The following is a 19,159-nucleotide window of genomic DNA, read 5'->3' as shown; positions in this document are numbered from 1 at the left end:
CCTCTCCCTCCGGGAGAGGGCTGGGGTGAGGGGGTAGCGATCTAAAGCTCAAGCACCCGATCAACCAACGCCTCAACCTGCTCCTGCCTTTCCGCCTGATTCAACTTCGCCTGCGGATTGAGCGACGACCACTGCGGATGCGCGCGCGCCTTGTTCAGCGCTTCCGGCAACTTGCCTTCGCGCCAGGTTTTATCCACAGGCGTGGCCACCTGAATGCTGTCCATCGCCGCATGCCCGCGCTGATCGAGTGCCAGCAACAACTGGCGCTGGCGCAACGCCAACAGGCGCAGCACGGCGTCATCCACCGTCAATTCCCGCTGGCCTTTGATCTTGCCGAGCAGGCGACTGCCATAACTGCGCGCGGTTTGCAGCGCACCGCCGGCAATCGCGCCGGCCAATGCTGCTGCGCCGAGGGTAATCCCGCCGACCAGCAAATCCACCCCAGCCCCGGCCGCTGCACCGGCAGCAATGCCACCGCCGACGCGCACGCCCAGTTGCTTCAGGGTTTCCGGGTTGAACAGGTCATCGCCCCAGCGCCCGTCGAGCAACGGCAAGTCACTGGCCGCCGCGTCCTGCGGGCGAAACGCGTAGAGCTTGAGCAACGCCTCAACGCACTTCTGCTCACGCTGGCGTACGGCTTTGCGCAGCTCGCTGATCGCCTGCTGTTCCTGCTCGGCTTCGCTGACCACACTGCGCCGGCACGCAGCGCAGTCGATCAGCAATTCGGCAATCAGGCGTGCGGCGCTTTGCTGACGGGCGAGGCGCTGCGCCTGCTGGTCGGCGATCAACCGCTCCAGTTGCGGCCGGGCGTTTTCCAAAAGCAGGGCGAGGCTCTCGTACAAGCGCCGCTCGCCATCTTCGGGCGGTGCGACGCTGTCGAAACGTACCAGCGCATGCAGCCCCAACCGCGCTAGCGCCTCGCGCCAATCGGGTTCGCGATGGTTGGCGCTGCTGACGAAATTCAGCACCGGCAGCAGCGGTTTGCCGCAACTGGCGAGCACTTCCAGTTCGTCGCGATACTTGGCCAGCACCGGTTCACGGGCGTCGATCACATACAGACCAGCGTCGGAAGCGAGCAATTGCCGCAGTACCTTGGCTTCCTGTTCGAACCGCTGGCGCGCCTCGCTGCCGTCGAGAAACCGTGCCAGTCGTGCCGGGCCGTCGAGGCGTTCGCCGGGGCGTTCCAGACGCTCGAGAAAATCCAGCAGGGCGATGGCATCTTCCAGCCCCGGCGTGTCGTACAGATCGAGCAACGGCTCGCCGTCCACCGACAACCGCGCGCCTTCGACATGCCGGGTGGTACTCGGCCGATGCGAGACTTCGCCGAAGCCGACATCGCGGGTCAGCGTGCGCAGCAGCGAGGTCTTGCCGACGTTGGTGTGGCCGACCACCGCGAGTTTCAGCGGGGCTTTGCGTGCATCAGTCATGTCCGCTCTCCAGCCAGTTCATCGGCGCGCAATCGGCAAACGGCAGGTTCAGTTGTTGCAGCGCCGCGTGCCAGTCACCCAGACGTTGCCCGTCCAGCGCTTCGCCAGGCGGCGCTTGCAGCAGCCAGATGCGAGTGGCGCCAGCGTTGCGCGCGAGTTCGGCGATCAGCGCAAGGCTGCCGCGATCCGGCGAACGTCGCGGATCACAGGCGATGGCCAGCCGCGCCGGCGGGAAGCGACTGAGTTGCTCGAGCAGTTTGTGCCGCGATTCGCGACTGTCGAGGATGCCCGCGTTGCCGACGTTTTTCGGCAGCGCGGGTGGCCACGGACGCTGTTCGTCCAACTCGATCGCCACCAGCAGCGCGCCTTCACTGGCCAGTTCGCCGACGTTGCTTTCGACGCGATGCAGTTGCGCCGGCTCCGGGTCGTTGACGCCGAGGCGCTCGCTGGTTGGCATCAACCGTTCGCGCAGTTGCGCGTAGCCGGGCAGGTTCAGATCCAGGCGCAGCGCAGCTTTGCCGCGGTTCCAGCGCCACAGGCAGAACAGCGCGAGCAGCAGGCGCGGCAGCACGCCGTAGACCACCAGCACACCGACCAGCCAGGTCGCCCAGGCTTGTCGTGCGCTTTCAATATCCAGTGCGCCGGCGCCGCTGGCGCGGATCATTTCCTCGGTCGGCACGTTGAAGCCGAGCAGCGACGGCAGATAGCCAAGGGCCTGGGTGACATGGATAAAGGTGTCGGCACCGAGGATTGTGGTTTCCCAGACAAAGCCGTAGCGCCGCGTGGCCATCAGCGTCAGCAACAGAATCAGCGCGCTGAGCATCGCCAGCAGCCACAGACCATTGACCAACGCGCCGAGCGCCCAGCGGTTGAGTTTCTTGCGCTGCAGCAGCAACAGCAGGGCCGGCGCCAGTTGCGCGGCTTTGGCGTCGCGGGCGAATTTTTCGCTGAGCCACAGCCACAAGCGCCCAAGGGTGGCGCCGTGTTCGCCAGCGAAAATCAAGCCCAGCGCCCAACTCAGCAGCAAAATCAGATTGATCCCGAGCAGACTGCCCAGCGCCCAGAACACATTCACCGGCGTTTGGCCAAGTGCGGCGAAAGCCAGGCCGGCGCCGCTGAGCACGGCGAAAATCATCAACAGCACCAGCGCCAGACGCGCGCCTTGCAGCCAGTGCTTGAGCGCGGCGGTCAGCCCGTCACGCTCGGCCAGCCATAGCGCCCGGCGCGCAATGCGGCTCGGCAGATCGCCGCCAGCGGCGCGGGCCAGACGATTGGCTTCCAGATCATCCAGCGGCCCCGCGTGTTCTTCGCGCAGGCGGATGGTTTCGGTGAGCCAGAGGTTTTGCAGTGGAGTCAGTTCAGTCACGCGGCGTCCCGTCGCTAAATCGAGCGCTGAGCATAACCGCTGTGGCGCTTATCGGGGTAAGCGCGGCTCTGGTATCCTCGCCGGCATGACTAAATCACTGCCCCTCAGCCTGATCGCAGCCCTCGGTGAAAACCGCGTGATCGGCGTCGACAACAGCATGCCCTGGCACCTGCCGGGGGACTTCAAATACTTCAAGGCGACCACGCTCGGCAAGCCGATCATCATGGGTCGCAAGACCTGGGATTCGCTCGGCCGGCCGCTGCCGGGGCGCTTGAACATCGTGATCAGCCGCCAGACCGATCTGCAACTCGAAGGCGCCGAGGTCTATCCGTCGCTGGAAGCCGCCGTGGCCCGCGCCGAGGAATGGGCGAAGGCCCAGGGCGTTGATGAACTGATGCTGATTGGCGGCGCGCAGTTGTATGCGCAGGGACTGGCGCAGGCCGATCGGCTGTACCTGACCCGCGTGGCGCTGAGCCCGGAAGGGGATGCGTGGTTTCCGGAGTTTGATCTGAGCGAATGGAAGCTGGTGTCGAATGTTGAAAACCCGGCGGTTGAAGATAAACCCGCGTACAACTTCGAAGTCTGGGAGCGCGCGTGATCGTTCCCACGCTCTGCGTGGTAACGCCTCAGGGGACGCTCCGCGTCCAGTGACGCGGAGCGTCACGGGCTGCATTCCCACGCAGAGCGTGGGAACGATCCTTTGAAACTATGCCTGGGCCAACTCTGCGTGTTCATCGGCATCCAGCAGCGCTTTATCCGTCTGCTGCATGACCTGACTGGTAATCGCCCCTGCGGTAATCGAGCCACTCACGTTCAACGCGGTGCGGCCCATATCGATCAGCGGCTCGACCGAAATCAGCAGGGCCACCAGTGACACCGGCAAGCCCATCGCCGGGAGCACGATCAGGGCGGCGAACGTCGCGCCGCCACCGACCCCGGCGACACCGGCCGAACTCAACGTGACAATCGCTACCAGCGTCGCAATCCACAACGGATCCAGCGGGTTGATGCCGACCGTTGGCGCGACCATCACGGCCAACATCGCCGGGTACAGGCCGGCACACCCGTTCTGGCCGATGGTCGCACCGAATGAGGCAGCGAAACTGGCGACCGACGACGGAATACCCAGGCGGCGGGTCTGCGCTTCGATGCTCAGCGGAATGGTCGCCGCGCTGGAGCGGCTGGTGAAGGCGAAGGTCAGCACCGGCCAGATCTTGCGGAAGAAGCGCAGCGGGTTGATCCCGGCGGCCGACACCAGTACGCCGTGCACGACGAACATCAGACCCAGGCCGATATACGAGACCACGACGAAACTGCCCAGCTTGATGATGTCCTGCAGGTTGGAACCGGCGACCACTTTGGTCATCAGCGCCAGCACACCGTACGGGGTCAGCTTCATCACCAGACGCACCAGTCGCATCACCCAGGCTTGCAGGGTGTCGATGGCGTTGATCACTTTTTGACCTTTTTCCTCGTCATCCTTGAGCAACTGCAACGCAGCAACCCCAAGGAACGCGGCGAAGATCACTACGCTGATGATCGAGGTCGGCTTGGCCCGGGCCAGGTCGGCGAACGGGTTCTGCGGAATGAACGACAGCAGCAATTGCGGCACATTGAGGTCGGCGACCTTGCCGGCGTAGTCGTTCTGAATGGTTTGCAGGCGCGCCATTTCCTGAGTGCCGGCGACCAGACCTTCAGCGGTAAGGCCGAACAAATTGGTCAGGCCGATGCCGATCAGCGCCGCGATGGCGGTGGTGAACAGCAGCGTGCCGATGGTCAGGAAACTGATTTTGCCCAGCGACGAAGCGTTGTGCAGGCGTGCCACGGCGCTGAGGATCGAAGCAAACACCAGCGGGATCACGATCATTTGCAGCAACTGCACGTAACCGTTGCCGACCAGATCGAACCAGCCGATCGAGGCTTTCAGCACCGGGTTGCCGGCACCGTAAATCGTGTGCAGCGCAACGCCGAACGCCACGCCGAGAACCAGTGCAAGCAGGACTTTTTTCGCCAGGCTCCAAGTGGTGTGGCGGGTTTGCGCCAGACCGAAGAGCAAGGCGAGGAACACCAGCAGGTTGAGAATCAACGGTAGATTCATGAGAACTCCAGTAAAGACTGTGCCAACAGCCGTCCGGGGCTGCTGCGAACCGGAAAGCCTAACAGCTTGATTTGCAATGATTTAATACCGAAATGGCAGGGCGTCCGTCGTTTTTGGAATAAGCGCGTGTCGCTGTCGGCAATGCAACTGACGCGCAGGGGACGCAAGCGGTCGCTGACAGGCGAGGGTTGTCACACTGATTTGTTAGCGTCGAACTCTTTGCATCGGGGAGTAGCGCTATGAAAATTGCACGCACGTTGTTGGCTGTGGCACTGGCGGCTGGCCTCGCCGGCCAGGCATTGGCCACGGACCTCAAGCATTGGCCGGCAGATCAGGCCAAGGCGCTGGACGCGATGATCGCTGCCAACGCCAACAAGGGTAATTACGCCGTGTTCGACATGGACAACACCAGTTACCGCTACGACCTCGAAGAATCCTTGCTGCCGTTCATGGAAAACAAAGGCCTTATTACCCGCGACAAGCTCGACCCCTCGTTGAAACTGATGCCCTTCAAGGACACCGCCGAGCACAAGGAAAGCCTGTTCAGTTATTACTACCGGCTCTGCGAAGTCGACGACATGGTCTGCTACCCATGGGTGGCGCAGGTGTTCTCCGGCTTCACCCTCAAGGAGCTCAAGGGCTACGTTGACGAACTGATGGCTTCGGGCAAACCGGTGCCGGCGACGTATTACGAAGGCGATGTGGTGAAGAAACTCGACGTCAATCCGCCGAAGATCTTCACCGGCCAGCAGGAGCTGTATAACAAACTGATGGAGAACGGCATCGAGGTCTACGTGATGACCGCCGCTTCAGAGGAACTGGTGCGTATGGTCGCGGCGGATCCCAAGTATGGCTACAACGTCAAACCGCAGAACGTCATTGGCGTTTCACTGCTGCTCAAGGATCAGAAGACCGGCGAGCTGACCACCGCGCGCAAACAGATCACTGCCGGCAAATATGACGAGAAGGCCAACCTGGGCCTGGAGCTGACGCCGTACCTGTGGACCCCGGCAACCTGGATGGCCGGCAAGCACGCGGCGATCCTCACCTACATCGATGAATGGAAAAAACCGGTACTGGTCGGCGGCGATACCCCGACGAGCGACGGTTACATGCTGTTCCACGATGTCGATGTGGCCAAGGGCGGCATTCACTTGTGGATCAACCGCAAGGACAAGTACATGACGCAAATAAACGGCATGATGGCCAAACACGCAGCGGCGCAGGCCAAGGAAGGCTTGCCGGTGACCGCGGACAAGAACTGGGTGATCGTCAAGCCGGAAGAAATCCAGTAACCCACGATCGCATGTAGGAGCTGCCGAAGGCTGCGATCTTTTGATCTTGTTTTGGATCGTTCCCACGCTCTGCGTGGGAATGCAGCCAGTGACGCGGAGCGTCCCTTGAGACATTCCCACGCAGAGCGTGGGAACGATCAGCCCCGCACATGGCGGGGCATTTTTGCATCGGCGAGTTGACGGTTACAGCCCGTCCAGCATCGCCTTGTTGCGCACCGCGCCCTTGTCGGCACTGGTCGCCAGCAGGGCGTAGGCCTTGAGGGCGGTGGTCACTTTGCGTGGGCGCACCTCGACCGGTTTCCAGCCTTTCTTGTCCTGCTCGGCGCGGCGTGCCGCCAGTTCTTCGTCGCTGACCAACAGGTTGATCGAGCGGTTCGGAATGTCGATCAGCACCTTGTCGCCATCCTGCACCAGACCGATCGCGCCACCGGCCGCAGCCTCTGGCGAAGCGTGGCCGATCGACAGGCCGGAAGTGCCGCCGGAGAAACGCCCGTCGGTGAGCAGCGCGCAGGCTTTGCCCAGACCTTTGGATTTCAGGTAGGACGTCGGGTAGAGCATTTCCTGCATGCCCGGGCCGCCTTTCGGGCCTTCGTAGCGAATGATGACGATGTCGCCTTCCTTCACTTCGTCAGCGAGGATGCCGCGCACGGCGCTGTCCTGGCTTTCGAAAATCTTCGCGTTGCCTTCGAAGACATGGATCGACTCATCAACCCCGGCGGTTTTCACCACGCAGCCGTCCTGCGCGATATTGCCGTAGAGCACGGCGAGGCCGCCTTCTTTCGAATAGGCGTGCTCGAAGCTGCGGATGCAGCCGTTTTCACGGTCGTCGTCGAGGGTTTCCCAGCGGGTCGACTGGCTGAATGCGGTCTGGGTCGGAATGCCCGCAGGACCTGCCTTGAAGAAGTGATGCACGGCTTCGTCGCTGGTCTGGGTGATGTCCCACTTGGCGATGGCTTCTTCCATGCTGCGACTGTGCACGGTCGGCAGGTCGGTGTGCAGCAGGCCGCCACGGGCCAGCGAACCGAGGATGCTGAAAATGCCGCCGGCGCGGTGCACGTCTTCCATGTGGTACTTCTGGATGTTCGGTGCGACTTTGCACAGCTGCGGCACGCTGCGCGAGAGACGGTCGATGTCGCGCAGGTCGAAATCGATCTCGGCTTCCTGGGCAGCTGCGAGCAAGTGCAGGATGGTGTTGGTCGAACCGCCCATGGCGATATCGAGCATCATCGCGTTCTCGAACGCCTTGAAGTTGGCGATGTTGCGCGGCAGCACGGAGTCATCGTTCTCGCCGTAGTAACGCTTGCACAGCTCGACGATGGTGCGACCGGCCTGGAGGAACAGCTGTTCGCGGTCGCTGTGGGTGGCCAGAGTCGAACCGTTGCCCGGCAAGGCCAGACCCAGTGCTTCGGTCAGGCAGTTCATCGAGTTGGCGGTGAACATGCCGGAGCACGAACCGCAGGTCGGGCAGGCGCTACGCTCGTACTCGGCGACTTTCTCGTCAGAAGCGCTGGAGTCGGCGGCGATCACCATGGCGTCGACGAGGTCGAGGCCGTGGGAGGCGAGTTTGGTCTTGCCGGCTTCCATCGGGCCACCGGAAACGAAGATCACCGGGATGTTCAGGCGCAGCGCGGCCATCAGCATGCCCGGGGTGATCTTGTCGCAGTTGGAAATGCACACGATGGCGTCGGCGCAGTGGGCGTTGACCATGTACTCGACGGAGTCGGCGATGATCTCGCGACTCGGCAGCGAATACAGCATGCCGTCGTGGCCCATGGCAATGCCGTCATCGACAGCAATGGTGTTGAATTCCTTGGCCACGCCACCGGCGCGTTCGATTTCGCGGGCGACCAGTTGACCCAGGTCCTTCAGGTGCACATGCCCCGGGACGAACTGGGTGAACGAGTTGGCGATGGCAATGATCGGCTTCTTGAAGTCGTCATCTTTCATGCCGGTGGCGCGCCACAGTGCGCGGGCGCCGGCCATGTTGCGGCCGTGGGTGGATGTTTTCGAGCGGTAATCTGGCATGGAGCACTCCGGGCGGCTAATCACGTACTAAAGGGGAGTGAGCTTCTGTTGACCTCTGAAACACCCGAAAAATGGCCGTGTGTCCGGAAGCTGCCGATGACGTTGCGGGATCGCCGCTGGTCTCAGCCTGAGCTCATAAACCCGCCGGGGATGAATGGCGATGAATGAGGCGATTCTACACCGCTGGCGTCGCGAGGGAATGGCGCAAAGCGTTGTTCCCCCGCTGAAGAGGCACGCGGGATGACGACTGGCAGGATCAGTGGTCGCCTCCCGGCATCACCGGATTGCTGCGCCGGCTGCTGACGCGACGGCCAATCACGCTGTTGAGCAACAGCGATACGCCGCTCAACACCACGAAGCCGTAACCCAGCGTCGCTTGCAGGTTGGCCGGGCCGAGGCTGATCAAGGCGCTGACCAGCCCGCCACAGATAAAGATGATGGTGCTGCCGGCGGACGCCGATGCGCCGGCATTTTCGGCGAACAGGCTCATGGCGCGTGAGGTAGCCGGTGGTCGTGAAATGGTCGTGCCCACCGTGCAGATCAGCATCGGAATCAACACAGTCGCCGCTGACAGATCATGACTGGCCGCCAGATAGAGCATCACCAGCCCCGAGAGCAGGATCAGACTCAGCCCGGTGAAAATCTGCTGTTGCGCATTGATATGCCGATTCAGCACGCTGGCGAACAGGCCGCCAAAGACATAGGCGGCGCCGTAGATCAGCAGGATCAAGGCGAAATCGTAAGGTGCCATCTGCAGCTGCTCCATGAAGATCAGCGGGGAAATGACAATGAAGGAAAAGTGGCAGGCGAAAGCGAATGCAGAAATCAGCCAGCAGCCGACGAATTCGAAATTGCTCAGCACCAATCTGTAGGGCTTTATGAAACCCCCGTGTGGCCCATTCTGAACGGGCCGGCTGTTATCGAGCAGCCGCCACGTCTTCACCAGAACCACGGCGGCCAAGGCGATGAACACCCAGAAGCTGCCGCGCCAGCCGAGCGTGGCCTGCAGAAACGTGCCCGCCAATGGTGATACCGAAATGAAGATGCCCGTGGCGGTGACCATCAGGATCCGCAGGCGATCACGCTCGTTGCCTTCGAACAGGTCCTGCACCAGTGCCTGGGACAGCACGAAGCAACCGCATCCCAGCGCCTGCATCACCCGGAAAATCAGGAACAGCGTGTAGTCATTGCTCAGCACGCAGCCCAGTGCGCCGAGCAGCGACACGCTCATGCCGGCAAGCAGCAGACCTTTGCGCCCGATCACATCGGATAACGGGCCGATCAACAACTGGGCAAATGCGATGCCCACGGCAAACAGACTGATCGACAGCGCGATGTCGTTTGACGATCGGCCAAAGTGGGCTGCCAATGCCGGAAAGGAAGGCAGCAGCACATCCAGCGGAAACACGCCTAGCAGGATCATCGCCAGCAGCAGGCTGATTGCTCCGCGCTGTTGTCGGCGGGTGGTTGCACGGCTGTGTTTATCCATCGATCAATCCTGCTTTGGCGAAGAGTGTCTGGTTATGGGGCAATGCAAAGAAGCCGGCCTTGTGCAGGGCCTCCACAGTAGGCTTGCAGCCAGCACGTGCACGAGCGCGGTTGGCCTGCACCGTTACCGTGCTGCCGACAATCTCCATCACGTCGATCTCGGCAATACCGGCCGAACGCAGGCTTTGTTGCAGCCAGCTTTCATCTGCTTCGAAGAAGATGGAAATGATCTCCACGAGGGTCTTGCTGGCGAACAGGCGCTGACGACTGTTCATCGCAATCCAGAAATAATGGAAGGCTTCGGCGAAATAACGGCTGTGCCGGGCTTCGTCGGCAAGGTGATCACGCAGCATGTCGTTCACGCTGGACACCAGCGTGTCGCGGCAGACCTCCAGCAACTCGCGGGCAATGATCGTTTCCGAGACAAATCCCAGCAGGAACCAGGCCAGAGCGCGGTTTTTCTCCGGCGTGCGCGCGATCAAGGCGTTCATGCGGCTGATCCGCTTCGGAATGACCGGACGCCGGGTGATGCTGTAATACGCAGCGATCTGCTCGGCAATCTGGTTGGAAAACAGCGCGTGGTAGCCCTCGTCGGTATACAGCTGCAGTGCCGCATGCTTCATCGGCAGCGGTATGTAAATGGGCAGTTCGCGGTGCGCAATGACTTCCACGGCGCGGTTGACGATGCGGTGTTCGAGCAGGGTGGTGTAATCGAGGAAATACACCAGATGATTGGCGGTAAGGCGGTGCAGGGTTTCGCGCCCTTTGGCCTGGACGGCCGGATGCGCCAGATAGGGCACGAAGGCCGGGGGGAACCAGTAGCGGGTTTGCAATTGCTGCTCGACATCGCCCGGTAACCGGTAGTCATGGGTACTGCTGCGTACCGATGCACGGCTCTCCCAGTCTGGAAGCGTGAATTTCAGCGACCATGACACCGGGGCTTCGCTCTCGTCCATCGCCGTGGGAATCATGACTGTGCTCCGCTGAGCAGATCACGCATTTCCTGGCACATGGCCTGGCCATCGCTTTGTCCGCAACCGACGAAGAACAACGGTTGCTCGGCGCTGCCCGCGATGCCGAGCAGGGTTTCAACCTGTGCGTCGGCAAATGCGCCGGTCAGCCAGGTGTTCAGCCCCAGCGTTGTTGCTACCAGTTGAAAGGTTTGCGAGAGATGACCGGCCTCGATGAATGCCATGCGATAGGCGCGCGAGTGTTCGTACTTCCACCAGAGACGATCAAACCTGGCGGTGATGAACACGCCCAGCGGCAGGTTGTTGATGAAGTGCTGGCCGCCGAGCAATTGGCCCAGTTCCGGATCCGGCAGCGCATTGATCCGACTCAGAGCGTGTTCGGCAGGGTGGTAGGCGTAGATGCCGGGTTCCAGCCCGCTGACATTTTGCGCCAGGACAAATCCCTCACAGGCGTTCAATCCGCCGCCGGACGGGCAGCTCCGGCGGGCCTCGAGACCCGGCGCGACCGGATCGGCGTGGGCATCATCGCGCGGGGGAAGATAGCCGAGGGTCAGATACAGCAGCGTGCCGACCTCGTTCAGTGTCACCGCCGCACCGGTGTAGGAACGACAGGTTTTGCGCCTCATCAGGGCCTGAGTCAGGCTGTCATCATTAATGGCGCCCGGTACGGGCAGGGTAATCAAGGGCTGCACTGATCGCGGCGCCGGGGTGTTCGCAGGTTCCGGCTTTGCCAGCACTTCGCTGCAGTGCGCCAGATATTGCCTGGACCACTCGTGGATATTCCGAGGCGTATGTGCGCAAGGTATATTTTGTGTGCCGATGTGATAGATCTTCGACAGTTCATCCCAGCCCCAATCCGGGCTGTCTATTTTTGAAGTTGTTAGAATGCCTGCGTCCAGAAGTTGTCTGTCTATTATGTTGTTTGGGTCAAATATATCAGGGTTATGTATAAGGCTGGCGAGGCGATGGGAGTATTCAAGATCAAGTTCGTGTTGAGTATGGTTCTTGTAGTTCCAGACTACTTGTCCGGGCGGGCGCGGCAATATAAAAAGAAAAGGATTGATATACATGGGTTCAGATCACTCAGGAAAAGTCTGATGGACGCCAGAGTGCCGGCACTCTCCAGCGTCCAGGCTACTTAGCGGCCGGTGGCTGCAACCAGAAAGGCCAGGTTGGCGAGTTTGTCTGTTTCGAGATAAATGGTTTTCATGATGTGAACTCCTTGTTCGTTGGTAGTTGGAGTCGCTTCGTTGCGACAACTTCATATTAGTTTGTAATCGAATATTGGCAAGCGGATATTAGGTAGGAATATTCCAGTAATTTTGTCGGAGTGATCTTTTGCAGGAGGCTTACTGTGTAGGTTTAATTTCCATGAATTACAGGCATGACGAAACTTCCTGCAAGGCGGCGAGAAAGAAGTTGTAGGAAGAGAGCAGGGCACTCATGTCGAGTGTGAAAAAAGGGCGGAGGAGGCGCAAAAAAACGGGGAGCTCAGTGGCTCCCCGGTGTTCAAGCGCAATCAGCTGTTGGGCAGCAGGCGGCAGGTGATGCTTTTGATGTAGCGGGTTTCAGCGATGGCCGGATGCACCGGATGATCCGGACCCTGACCGCCACGTTCGAGCATCTGGATGTTGCGGTCCAGATGACGGGCGCTGGTCAGCAGGATGTTCTGCAGATCGTCTTCCGGCAGGTGCATGGAGCACGAAGCACTGACCAGAATGCCGTCCTTGGTCAGCAGGCGCATGGCTTGCTCGTTGAGACGACGGTAGGCGCCTTCGCCGTTCTTCATGTCTTTCTTGCGTTTGATGAAGGCCGGCGGATCGGCAACGATCACGTCGAAGCGCTCTTCGCTGGCTTTGAGTTCCTTCAACGCTTCGAAGACGTCGCCTTCGATGCAGGTCATCTTGTCAGCGAAGCCGTTCAGCGCAGCGTTGCGCTCGACACCGTCAAGGGCGAATGCAGAGGCGTCGACGCAGAACACTTCGCTGGCGCCGAACGCAGCGGCCTGCACGCCCCAGCCACCGATGTAGCTATAGAGATCAAGTACGCGCTTGCCCTTGGCGTAAGGTGCCAGGCGCGCGCGGTTCATACGGTGATCGTAGAACCAGCCGGTTTTCTGCCCTTGGATGACCGGCGCTTCGAACTTCACACCGTTCTCTTCCAGCGCGACCCACTCCGGTACCAGACCGAATACGGTTTCGACGTAGCGGTTGAGGCCTTCGGCGTCGCGGGCGGCGGAATCGTTCTTGAACAGGATGCCGCTTGGCTTGAGCACCTGGGTCAACGCGGCGATCACGTCGTCTTTGTGCGCTTCCATGGTCGCCGAGGCGATCTGCACCACGAGGATGTCGCCGAAGCGATCGACCACCAGACCCGGCAGCAGGTCGGAGTCGCCGTAGACCAGACGATAGAACGGCTTGTCGAACAGACGCTCGCGCAACGACAGTGCGACATTCAGGCGATGCACCAGCAGCGACTTGTCGAGTGCCAGTTTGATGTCGCGTGACAGCAGACGCGCGCAGATCAGATTGTTCGGGCTCATGGCGACGATGCCCAACGGCTTGCCGCCAGCGGCTTCGAGCACCGCCTGATCGCCGGCCTTGAAGCCGTGCAGAGGCGTGGCGGCCACGTCGATTTCGTTGCTGTAGACCCACAAGTGGCCGTTGCGCAGGCGACGGTCGGCGTTGGCTTTGAGGCGCAGGCTAGGCAGGGACATGACGTCGCTCCGGAAAAAAGAGCGGGAGTATAGCGTGTTGACGCGTGCTCCGGTCTGGCCTGCGATGAAAAGCGGAGGGCCCCTTCGCGAGCAGGCTCGCTCCCACACTTGGAATGCATTCACCTGTGGGAGCGAGCCTGCTCGCGAAAGCGATTTCAGCTCTTATGCAGCCAGTGCGTCAATCAGGGCCTGACTGAACGCCGGCACATCATCCGGCTGGCGGCTGCTGATCAGGTTGCCGTCCTTGACCACTTCCTGGTCGACCCAGTTGACCCCGGCATTGACCAGATCGTCCTTGACCGTTTTGTAGCTGGTCATGGTCTTGCCATTGACCAGTCCTGCCGAGATCAGCAACCAGCTGCCGTGGCAGATCACGGCAATCGGCTTGCCCGCCGAAGCGGCAGTCTTGACCAGATGCTGAGCATCCTGATCGATACGGATGGTGTCGGAATTTTGCACACCACCCGGCAGCAGCACGGCATCGTATTGATCGACGCTCACAGCCTGGAAAGTGTTGGTGACGGGGAAGTCGTCGGCCGGTTTGTCATGGTTCCAGCCTTTGACGGTGCCGGACTCGGCCGAGAGGATATCGACCTGCACGCCGGCCTGCTCGAGGGCATCCTTGGGGCCGGTCATTTCGACCTGTTCGAAACCATCGGTAACCAAAATAGCGACGCGTTTGCCATTGAGGGAAGTTGCCATCGGTAAGCTCCTGAGTCTGTGGAGATTTTGCCTTCGCATCGGACCGTTGAGGTCCGATGCGCCCTACAGATTCCGAAGCCTGCGCACAGATGAAAGTTCCGGCGATGTGCCCATCGGTGTGTCGCCCTGCGGTTTCAGCGGTTAGAATCGCCGCCTGCCCCGGAGTGTGTACTTATGTCCCAAGAGCTGACCACCGAACAGATTCAACAATCGCTGCAAGGCATCAGTGTGCCGGCGCAACCGCAGATCATGGTGGATCTGCAAATGGAGCAGTACATGCCCGACCCGGACCTGGAGGTGATCGCCAAACTGATCTCCCAGGACCCCGGTCTGTCCGGCGCGCTGCTGAAAATCGTCAACTCGCCGTATTACGGCCTGAGCAACAAGATCACCTCGATCCAGCGTGCGGTGAACCTGTTGGGCAGCCGTTCGATCATCAACCTGATCAACGCGCAGTCGATCAAGGGCGAGATGAACGATGACACCATCGTCACCCTCAACCGTTTCTGGGACACCGCGCAGGATGTGGCGATGACCTGCCTGACCCTGGCCAAGCGCATCGGCACCCAGGCGGGTGACGAAGCCTATGCGTTGGGCCTGTTCCACGATTGCGGCGTGCCATTGATGCTGCAGCGTTTCCCCAATTACATGACCGTGCTGGAAGAGGCCTACGCCAGCGCCAGCCCGGAATGCCGCGTGGTCGATACGGAAAACCGTGTGTTCAACACCAACCACGCCGTGGTCGGTTACTACACCGCCAAGTCCTGGCGCCTGCCGGAGCATGTCAGCGCCGCCATCGCCAACCACCACAACGCGCTGGCGATTTTCAGCGACGAATCGTCGAAGAACAGCCAACTGAAGAATTTGCTGGCGATTCTGAAAATGGCCGAGCACATCTGCGCCTCTTATCGCGTGCTGGGCAACCAGAGCGAGGATTTCGAGTGGAGCGCGGTCGGCCCGCTGGTGCTCGATTACGTCGGTCTGTCGGACTACGACTTCGAAACACTCAAACAAACGATTCGCGACCTCGGCGCGCATTGATCCGAGGACACCATGCCTGAACTGCCGGAAGTCGAAACCACCCGTCGCGGGATCGCCCCGCACCTGGAAGGCCAGCGGGTCAGCCGGGTCATCGTCCGCGACCGGCGCCTGCGCTGGCCGATCCCCGAAGACCTCGATGTGCGCCTGTCCGGGCAGCGCATCGTGCTGGTCGAGCGGCGCGCCAAATACCTGTTGATCAACGCCGAGATCGGCACGCTGATCAGCCATTTGGGCATGTCCGGCAATCTGCGTCTGGTCGAGGCCGGGTTGCCGGCGTTGAAGCACGAGCACGTCGACATTGAACTGGAGTCGGGACTGGCCCTGCGCTACACCGACCCGCGACGCTTCGGTGCGATGCTGTGGAGCAACGACCCGCTCAATCACGAACTGCTGATTCGCCTCGGGCCGGAGCCGCTGACCGATCTGTTCGATGGCGAGCGCCTGTTTCAGCTGTCACGCGGGCGCTCGATGGCGGTCAAGCCGTTCATCATGGATAACGCGGTGGTGGTCGGGGTCGGCAATATCTACGCGACCGAAGCGCTGTTCGCCGCCGGCATCGATCCGCGCCGCGAAGCCGGGGGCATCTCCCGCGGGCGTTACTTGAAACTGGCAATCGAGATCAAACGCATCCTCGCCGCCGCCATCGAGCGTGGCGGCACGACGCTGCGCGATTTCATTGGCGGAGATGGTCAGCCGGGCTATTTCCAGCAGGAACTGTTTGTCTACGGCCGCGGTGGTCAGCACTGCAAGGTCTGCGGTAGCGGCCTGCGCGAAGTGAAGCTGGGCCAGCGCGCCAGCGTGTTTTGCCCGCGCTGCCAGACCTGAAAAAATCCTTCGGTCTATAGTGAGAAGTCTCACTGCTCAGCCCGAAGGATCGTGCCATGAAAGTCCTGCAAGTCTTCTTCGTCACGCTGCTGTTGTGTTCCAGCCTGGCCGTTCAGGCCTCGGATACCGGCAGCGGTGATCCGCGTTACACCATCCAGAATCCCCCGGCCTACGCCATGCTTGGCGACCTGCTGATTGCCCGGCCCTTGCTGGTGGTGGCCACGGTGATCGGTGCGGGAGCGTTTGTGGTGTCGTTGCCGTTTACCGCGCTGGGCGGCGGTGTTGGCGATGCCGGTCAGGCGCTGGTGGTTGACCCGGCGAAAGCGGCGTTTGTGCGGTGTCTGGGGTGTACAGGGGAGGGGTTTGAGCAGCGCCAGTGAGCTGATCGGGTTTCAGTGGTGTGGCTGATGGCCCATTCGCGAGCAGGCTCGCTCCCACATGGGTTTTGGTGTTCACACAAATTTGTGTTTCACCACAGACTCTGTGGGAGCGGGCTTGCCCGCGATGGCTTCGGTACTGGCGCTGATGTGATCAGGCCTTGCCGGTGATCTTGCGGTACTTCTCCATCAACTGTTCTTCAGTCTCCGGATGGGCTTCGTCCAGTGGAATGCAATCCACCGGGCAGACCTGCTGGCACTGCGGCTCGTCGTAGTGGCCGACGCACTGGGTGCACAGGTTCGGGTCGATCACGTAGATCTCTTCGCCTTGGGAAATGGCGGCGTTCGGGCACTCGGGTTCGCAGACGTCGCAGTTGATGCAATCGTCGGTGATGATCAGGGACATGCTAACTCCAGCCGGGGCGGCAGGCCCGGGCGCTATAAATCAATGCGCGCAATTGTGCCGCATTGGCGAGCGCAGTGCACGCGGGGGCGATCAAGGGCACGAGACTGCAATCTTCAAAAGCAAAGATCGCAGCCTGCGGCAGCTCCTACTTTTTAAAGCGCAGGGTCAGCGCGTCGGCCACGGCCGGGTGGACGAACTTGCTGATATCGCCGCCCAGCGCGGCAATCTCCCGCACCAGCGTCGAGGAAATGAACGAATAACGCTCCGACGGCGTGAGAAACAGGCTCTCCACATCCGGCGCCAGTTGGCGGTTCATGTTGGCCAGCTGGAATTCGTATTCGAAGTCCGACACCGCACGCAGACCACGCAGGAACACATTGGCGTTCTGCTCTTTGGCGAAATGCGCGAGCAGCGTCGAGAAACCGACCACTTCCACGTTCGGCAGGTGTTTGGTGACCTCGCGAGCCAGTTCGACCCGTTGTTCCAGCGGGAACAGCGGGTTCTTTTTCGGGCTGGCGGCGACCGCAATGATCACGTGATCGAACAGGCGCGAGGCGCGTTCGACCAGATCGCCATGGCCCTTGGTAATAGGGTCGAAGGTACCTGGGTACAACACTCGGTTCATCGCGTCGTCCTGGCGGGAGTCCGTTGGGGAGTCGGATGGTATCGCAGCCTTCCCGGTCGGCCAAGTCGCCTGTTGGGTAAGAAAGCACTATAGACGATAGGAATACTCTGCTTTTTCATGGGTTTTTCAGTCGGTCAGCCAAGGCTGTCGCCAGTTGCGCGGTCAGACCATACACCGACAGCTGCGGGTTGGCGCCGATGCTGGTGGGAAAAAGCGAGCCGTCGTGAATCGACAGATTGCGCAGTTGATGATGGCGACCGAGGCTGTCGGCAACCGCGCTTTTCGGATCTTCACCCATCGCACAACCACCCATCACATGGGCGCTACCGAGTCGCGTGCGGTACAGCTCCAGGCTCAGTCCATCGATCATTGAGCGCGCCTCGGCCAGGGTCTTCACATAGCGGCCGTCGGCGTGCATCGGCATCACCGATTGCGCGCCGCCGGCGAACTGGATTTCGGCCATGACGTGAAAGGCCCGGCGCAAACCGTCCCATGCGTATTGCGAAACCTGATAGTCGAGCACCGGCGAGCCATCACCGCGCAGCTCCACTGAGCCACCGCTGCTGTCCGGGTGGAAGCCATCGCGTAGCAGCGCCAGCATCGCGTGGGTGTGCGGCAGGTCGGCCATATGCTGGGCGTTTTCCTTGCCGAAACCACCGAGCAGTGTGGCGGCCAGCGCCGGATGCAGCGGTGGCACTTCAAGTTTGAATGCCATCGGCCCGGTGGTGCCGTCCTTCCACTGAAAATGGTCGGAGTAGATCGACTGCGGCGCGCCGTAAAACGGATTGACCACCTCGGCGAAACGCGCGGCGGACATGTTCACCGGGTGCAGAAAGGTGCGCTTGCCCACGCGCTCATGCGGATCCGGCGCGTCGGAGCGCAGCAACAGCGCCGGGCTGTTGATGCCGCCGCCGGCCAGCACGTAATGCCGTGCCTTGACGCTGATGCTGCGCCCGGTCGGCTCGACGCAGCGTTCGTCCATCGCCACGCAATGCAGGCCGGTGACCTTGTCGCCACTGATCAGCAGTTTCTCCACCCGCGCCAGATACAGCAGCTCGCCGCCCTTTTCCAGCGTCGCCGGGATGGTCGTGACCATCATCGATTGCTTGGCGTTGCTCGGGCAGCCCATGCCGCAATAGCCCAGATTCCAGCAGCCGCGCACGTTGCGCGGGATCACGTGCCAGCTGTAGCCGAGTTGCTCGCAGCCTTTGCGGATCACATCGTTGTTGGCATTGGGCGGCACCATCCACGGCGCGACGCCGAGGCGCTGCTCCATGCTTTCGAACCAAGGCGCCATCTCTGCCGGACTATGGCCTTTGACGTTGTGCTCGCTGGCCCAGTGTTCGAGGGTCGGCTCGGGCGTGCGGAAGCTTGAGGTCCAGTTGATCAGCGTCGTACCGCCGACCGCGCGGCCCTGCAGGATCGTGATCGCGCCGTCCTTGCTCATGCGCCCGATGCCTTCCTGGTAGAGGCTGCTGTAGGCCTCGTCTTCGAGCAGTTTGAAATCCGAACTGGTCTTCAGCGGGCCTTCTTCGATCAGCAGGACTTTGTAGCCGGCCGCGCTGAGGATCTCCGCCGTGGTGCCGCCGCCGGCGCCACTGCCGATGATCGCCACGTCGGCTTCGAGGGTGAGGTCGTCGCTCAGTTGCGCGCCGTTGTAGGTTTTCCAGCCTCGGGCGAGGCCTTCGCGGAAGGGATCGGGTACGGGCATCGGTCAGGTTCTCTTTATTATTCTGGATGCGGGTGTGTGTGGCGGCTGGCCCCTTCGCGAGCAGGCTCGCTCCCACAGGGGAATGC

Annotated in this window: 17 protein-coding genes; 5 read left to right on the top strand and 12 right to left on the bottom strand. The window is 61.3% G+C overall.

Features of this window, described 5'->3' with window-relative positions:
- Positions 1-41 precede the first annotated feature (41 nt).
- Together ACYSTU_RS05335 and ACYSTU_RS05330 are read right to left on the bottom strand one after the other, a co-directional pair.
- Entirely contained in the window at positions 42-1,427 is a 1,386-nt protein-coding gene (locus tag ACYSTU_RS05335; protein WP_024014689.1) for a GTPase/DUF3482 domain-containing protein, read from the bottom strand.
- Entirely contained in the window at positions 1,420-2,793 is a 1,374-nt protein-coding gene (locus tag ACYSTU_RS05330) for a DUF2868 domain-containing protein (RefSeq protein WP_498996616.1), read from the bottom strand. Before ACYSTU_RS05330 ends, ACYSTU_RS05335 begins: the two co-directional genes overlap by 8 nt.
- Positions 2,794-2,878: 85 nt before the next feature.
- Between ACYSTU_RS05330 and ACYSTU_RS05325 the strand changes: the two genes are divergently transcribed.
- On the top strand, positions 2,879-3,391 hold the full coding sequence (locus ACYSTU_RS05325; RefSeq protein WP_264365904.1) for a dihydrofolate reductase: 513 nt from the start codon (positions 2,879-2,881) through the stop codon (positions 3,389-3,391).
- A gap of 108 nt (positions 3,392-3,499) precedes the next feature.
- On the opposite strand, the gene ACYSTU_RS05320 is transcribed toward ACYSTU_RS05325, so the two are convergent.
- Entirely contained in the window at positions 3,500-4,891 is a 1,392-nt protein-coding gene (locus ACYSTU_RS05320) for an L-cystine transporter (protein ID WP_217878970.1), read from the bottom strand.
- A 239-nt stretch (positions 4,892-5,130) separates the two neighbouring features.
- Here ACYSTU_RS05320 and ACYSTU_RS05315 point away from each other — a divergent pair, with 239 nt between their 5' ends.
- On the top strand, positions 5,131-6,186 hold the full coding sequence (locus ACYSTU_RS05315; RefSeq protein ID WP_024014685.1) for an HAD family hydrolase: 1,056 nt from the start codon (positions 5,131-5,133) through the stop codon (positions 6,184-6,186).
- A gap of 183 nt (positions 6,187-6,369) precedes the next feature.
- On the opposite strand, the gene ilvD is transcribed toward ACYSTU_RS05315, so the two are convergent.
- From ilvD to ACYSTU_RS05285, 6 genes are all read right to left on the bottom strand, one after another.
- Positions 6,370-8,211, bottom strand: coding sequence for a dihydroxy-acid dehydratase (gene ilvD / locus ACYSTU_RS05310; protein ID WP_024014684.1), 1,842 nt, complete (start codon positions 8,209-8,211; stop codon positions 6,370-6,372).
- A 256-nt stretch (positions 8,212-8,467) separates the two neighbouring features.
- Positions 8,468-9,700 carry an MFS transporter gene (locus ACYSTU_RS05305; RefSeq protein WP_130887357.1) on the bottom strand — a complete coding sequence of 411 codons (1,233 nt, stop codon included), beginning with the start codon at positions 9,698-9,700 and terminating at the stop codon, positions 8,468-8,470.
- Positions 9,693-10,670: a diiron oxygenase gene (locus ACYSTU_RS05300; protein WP_130887358.1), complete on the bottom strand. Its 978-nt coding sequence runs from the start codon at positions 10,668-10,670 to the stop codon at positions 9,693-9,695. Before ACYSTU_RS05300 ends, ACYSTU_RS05305 begins: the two co-directional genes overlap by 8 nt.
- Positions 10,667-11,740 (bottom strand): SagB family peptide dehydrogenase, encoded by a 1,074-nt coding sequence (locus tag ACYSTU_RS05295; protein WP_498996606.1) that lies wholly within the window; start codon positions 11,738-11,740, stop codon positions 10,667-10,669. Before ACYSTU_RS05295 ends, ACYSTU_RS05300 begins: the two co-directional genes overlap by 4 nt.
- Positions 11,741-12,189: 449 nt before the next feature.
- Positions 12,190-13,386 carry a class I SAM-dependent rRNA methyltransferase gene (locus ACYSTU_RS05290; RefSeq protein WP_016772700.1) on the bottom strand — a complete coding sequence of 399 codons (1,197 nt, stop codon included), beginning with the start codon at positions 13,384-13,386 and terminating at the stop codon, positions 12,190-12,192.
- Between the two features lie 162 nt (positions 13,387-13,548).
- Positions 13,549-14,088 carry a type 1 glutamine amidotransferase domain-containing protein gene (locus ACYSTU_RS05285; protein WP_125916698.1) on the bottom strand — a complete coding sequence of 180 codons (540 nt, stop codon included), beginning with the start codon at positions 14,086-14,088 and terminating at the stop codon, positions 13,549-13,551.
- Positions 14,089-14,316: 228 nt separating this feature from the next.
- Here ACYSTU_RS05285 and ACYSTU_RS05280 point away from each other — a divergent pair, with 228 nt between their 5' ends.
- From ACYSTU_RS05280 to ACYSTU_RS05270, 3 genes are read left to right on the top strand one after another with little or no spacing between them, the layout of a single operon-like run.
- Positions 14,317-15,129: an HDOD domain-containing protein gene (locus ACYSTU_RS05280; protein WP_160769650.1), complete on the top strand. Its 813-nt coding sequence runs from the start codon at positions 14,317-14,319 to the stop codon at positions 15,127-15,129.
- 12 nt (positions 15,130-15,141) lie between these two features.
- Positions 15,142-15,954, top strand: a complete 813-nt coding sequence (mutM, locus tag ACYSTU_RS05275) for a bifunctional DNA-formamidopyrimidine glycosylase/DNA-(apurinic or apyrimidinic site) lyase (protein ID WP_122698599.1) — start codon at positions 15,142-15,144, stop codon at positions 15,952-15,954.
- A gap of 56 nt (positions 15,955-16,010) precedes the next feature.
- Positions 16,011-16,334: a multidrug transporter gene (locus tag ACYSTU_RS05270; RefSeq protein ID WP_498996597.1), complete on the top strand. Its 324-nt coding sequence runs from the start codon at positions 16,011-16,013 to the stop codon at positions 16,332-16,334.
- A 151-nt stretch (positions 16,335-16,485) separates the two neighbouring features.
- Here ACYSTU_RS05270 and ACYSTU_RS05265 read toward each other — a convergent pair whose 3' ends face one another.
- The 3 genes from ACYSTU_RS05265 to ACYSTU_RS05255 form a co-directional block, all read right to left on the bottom strand.
- A complete protein-coding gene (locus ACYSTU_RS05265; RefSeq protein WP_003195146.1) occupies positions 16,486-16,737 on the bottom strand; it encodes a YfhL family 4Fe-4S dicluster ferredoxin in 252 nt (83 codons plus the stop codon).
- Positions 16,738-16,882: 145 nt separating this feature from the next.
- Positions 16,883-17,362: a pantetheine-phosphate adenylyltransferase gene (gene coaD / locus ACYSTU_RS05260; RefSeq protein ID WP_003229157.1), complete on the bottom strand. Its 480-nt coding sequence runs from the start codon at positions 17,360-17,362 to the stop codon at positions 16,883-16,885.
- A gap of 115 nt (positions 17,363-17,477) precedes the next feature.
- A complete protein-coding gene (locus ACYSTU_RS05255) occupies positions 17,478-19,073 on the bottom strand; it encodes a GMC family oxidoreductase (RefSeq protein WP_498996590.1) in 1,596 nt (531 codons plus the stop codon).
- Between the last annotated feature and the right edge of the window lie 86 nt (positions 19,074-19,159).

Source organism: Pseudomonas glycinis, assembly GCF_054871425.1.
The sequence above is the reverse complement of the archived record's forward strand: the minus strand, read 5'-3'. Positions and strand labels throughout refer to the sequence as shown.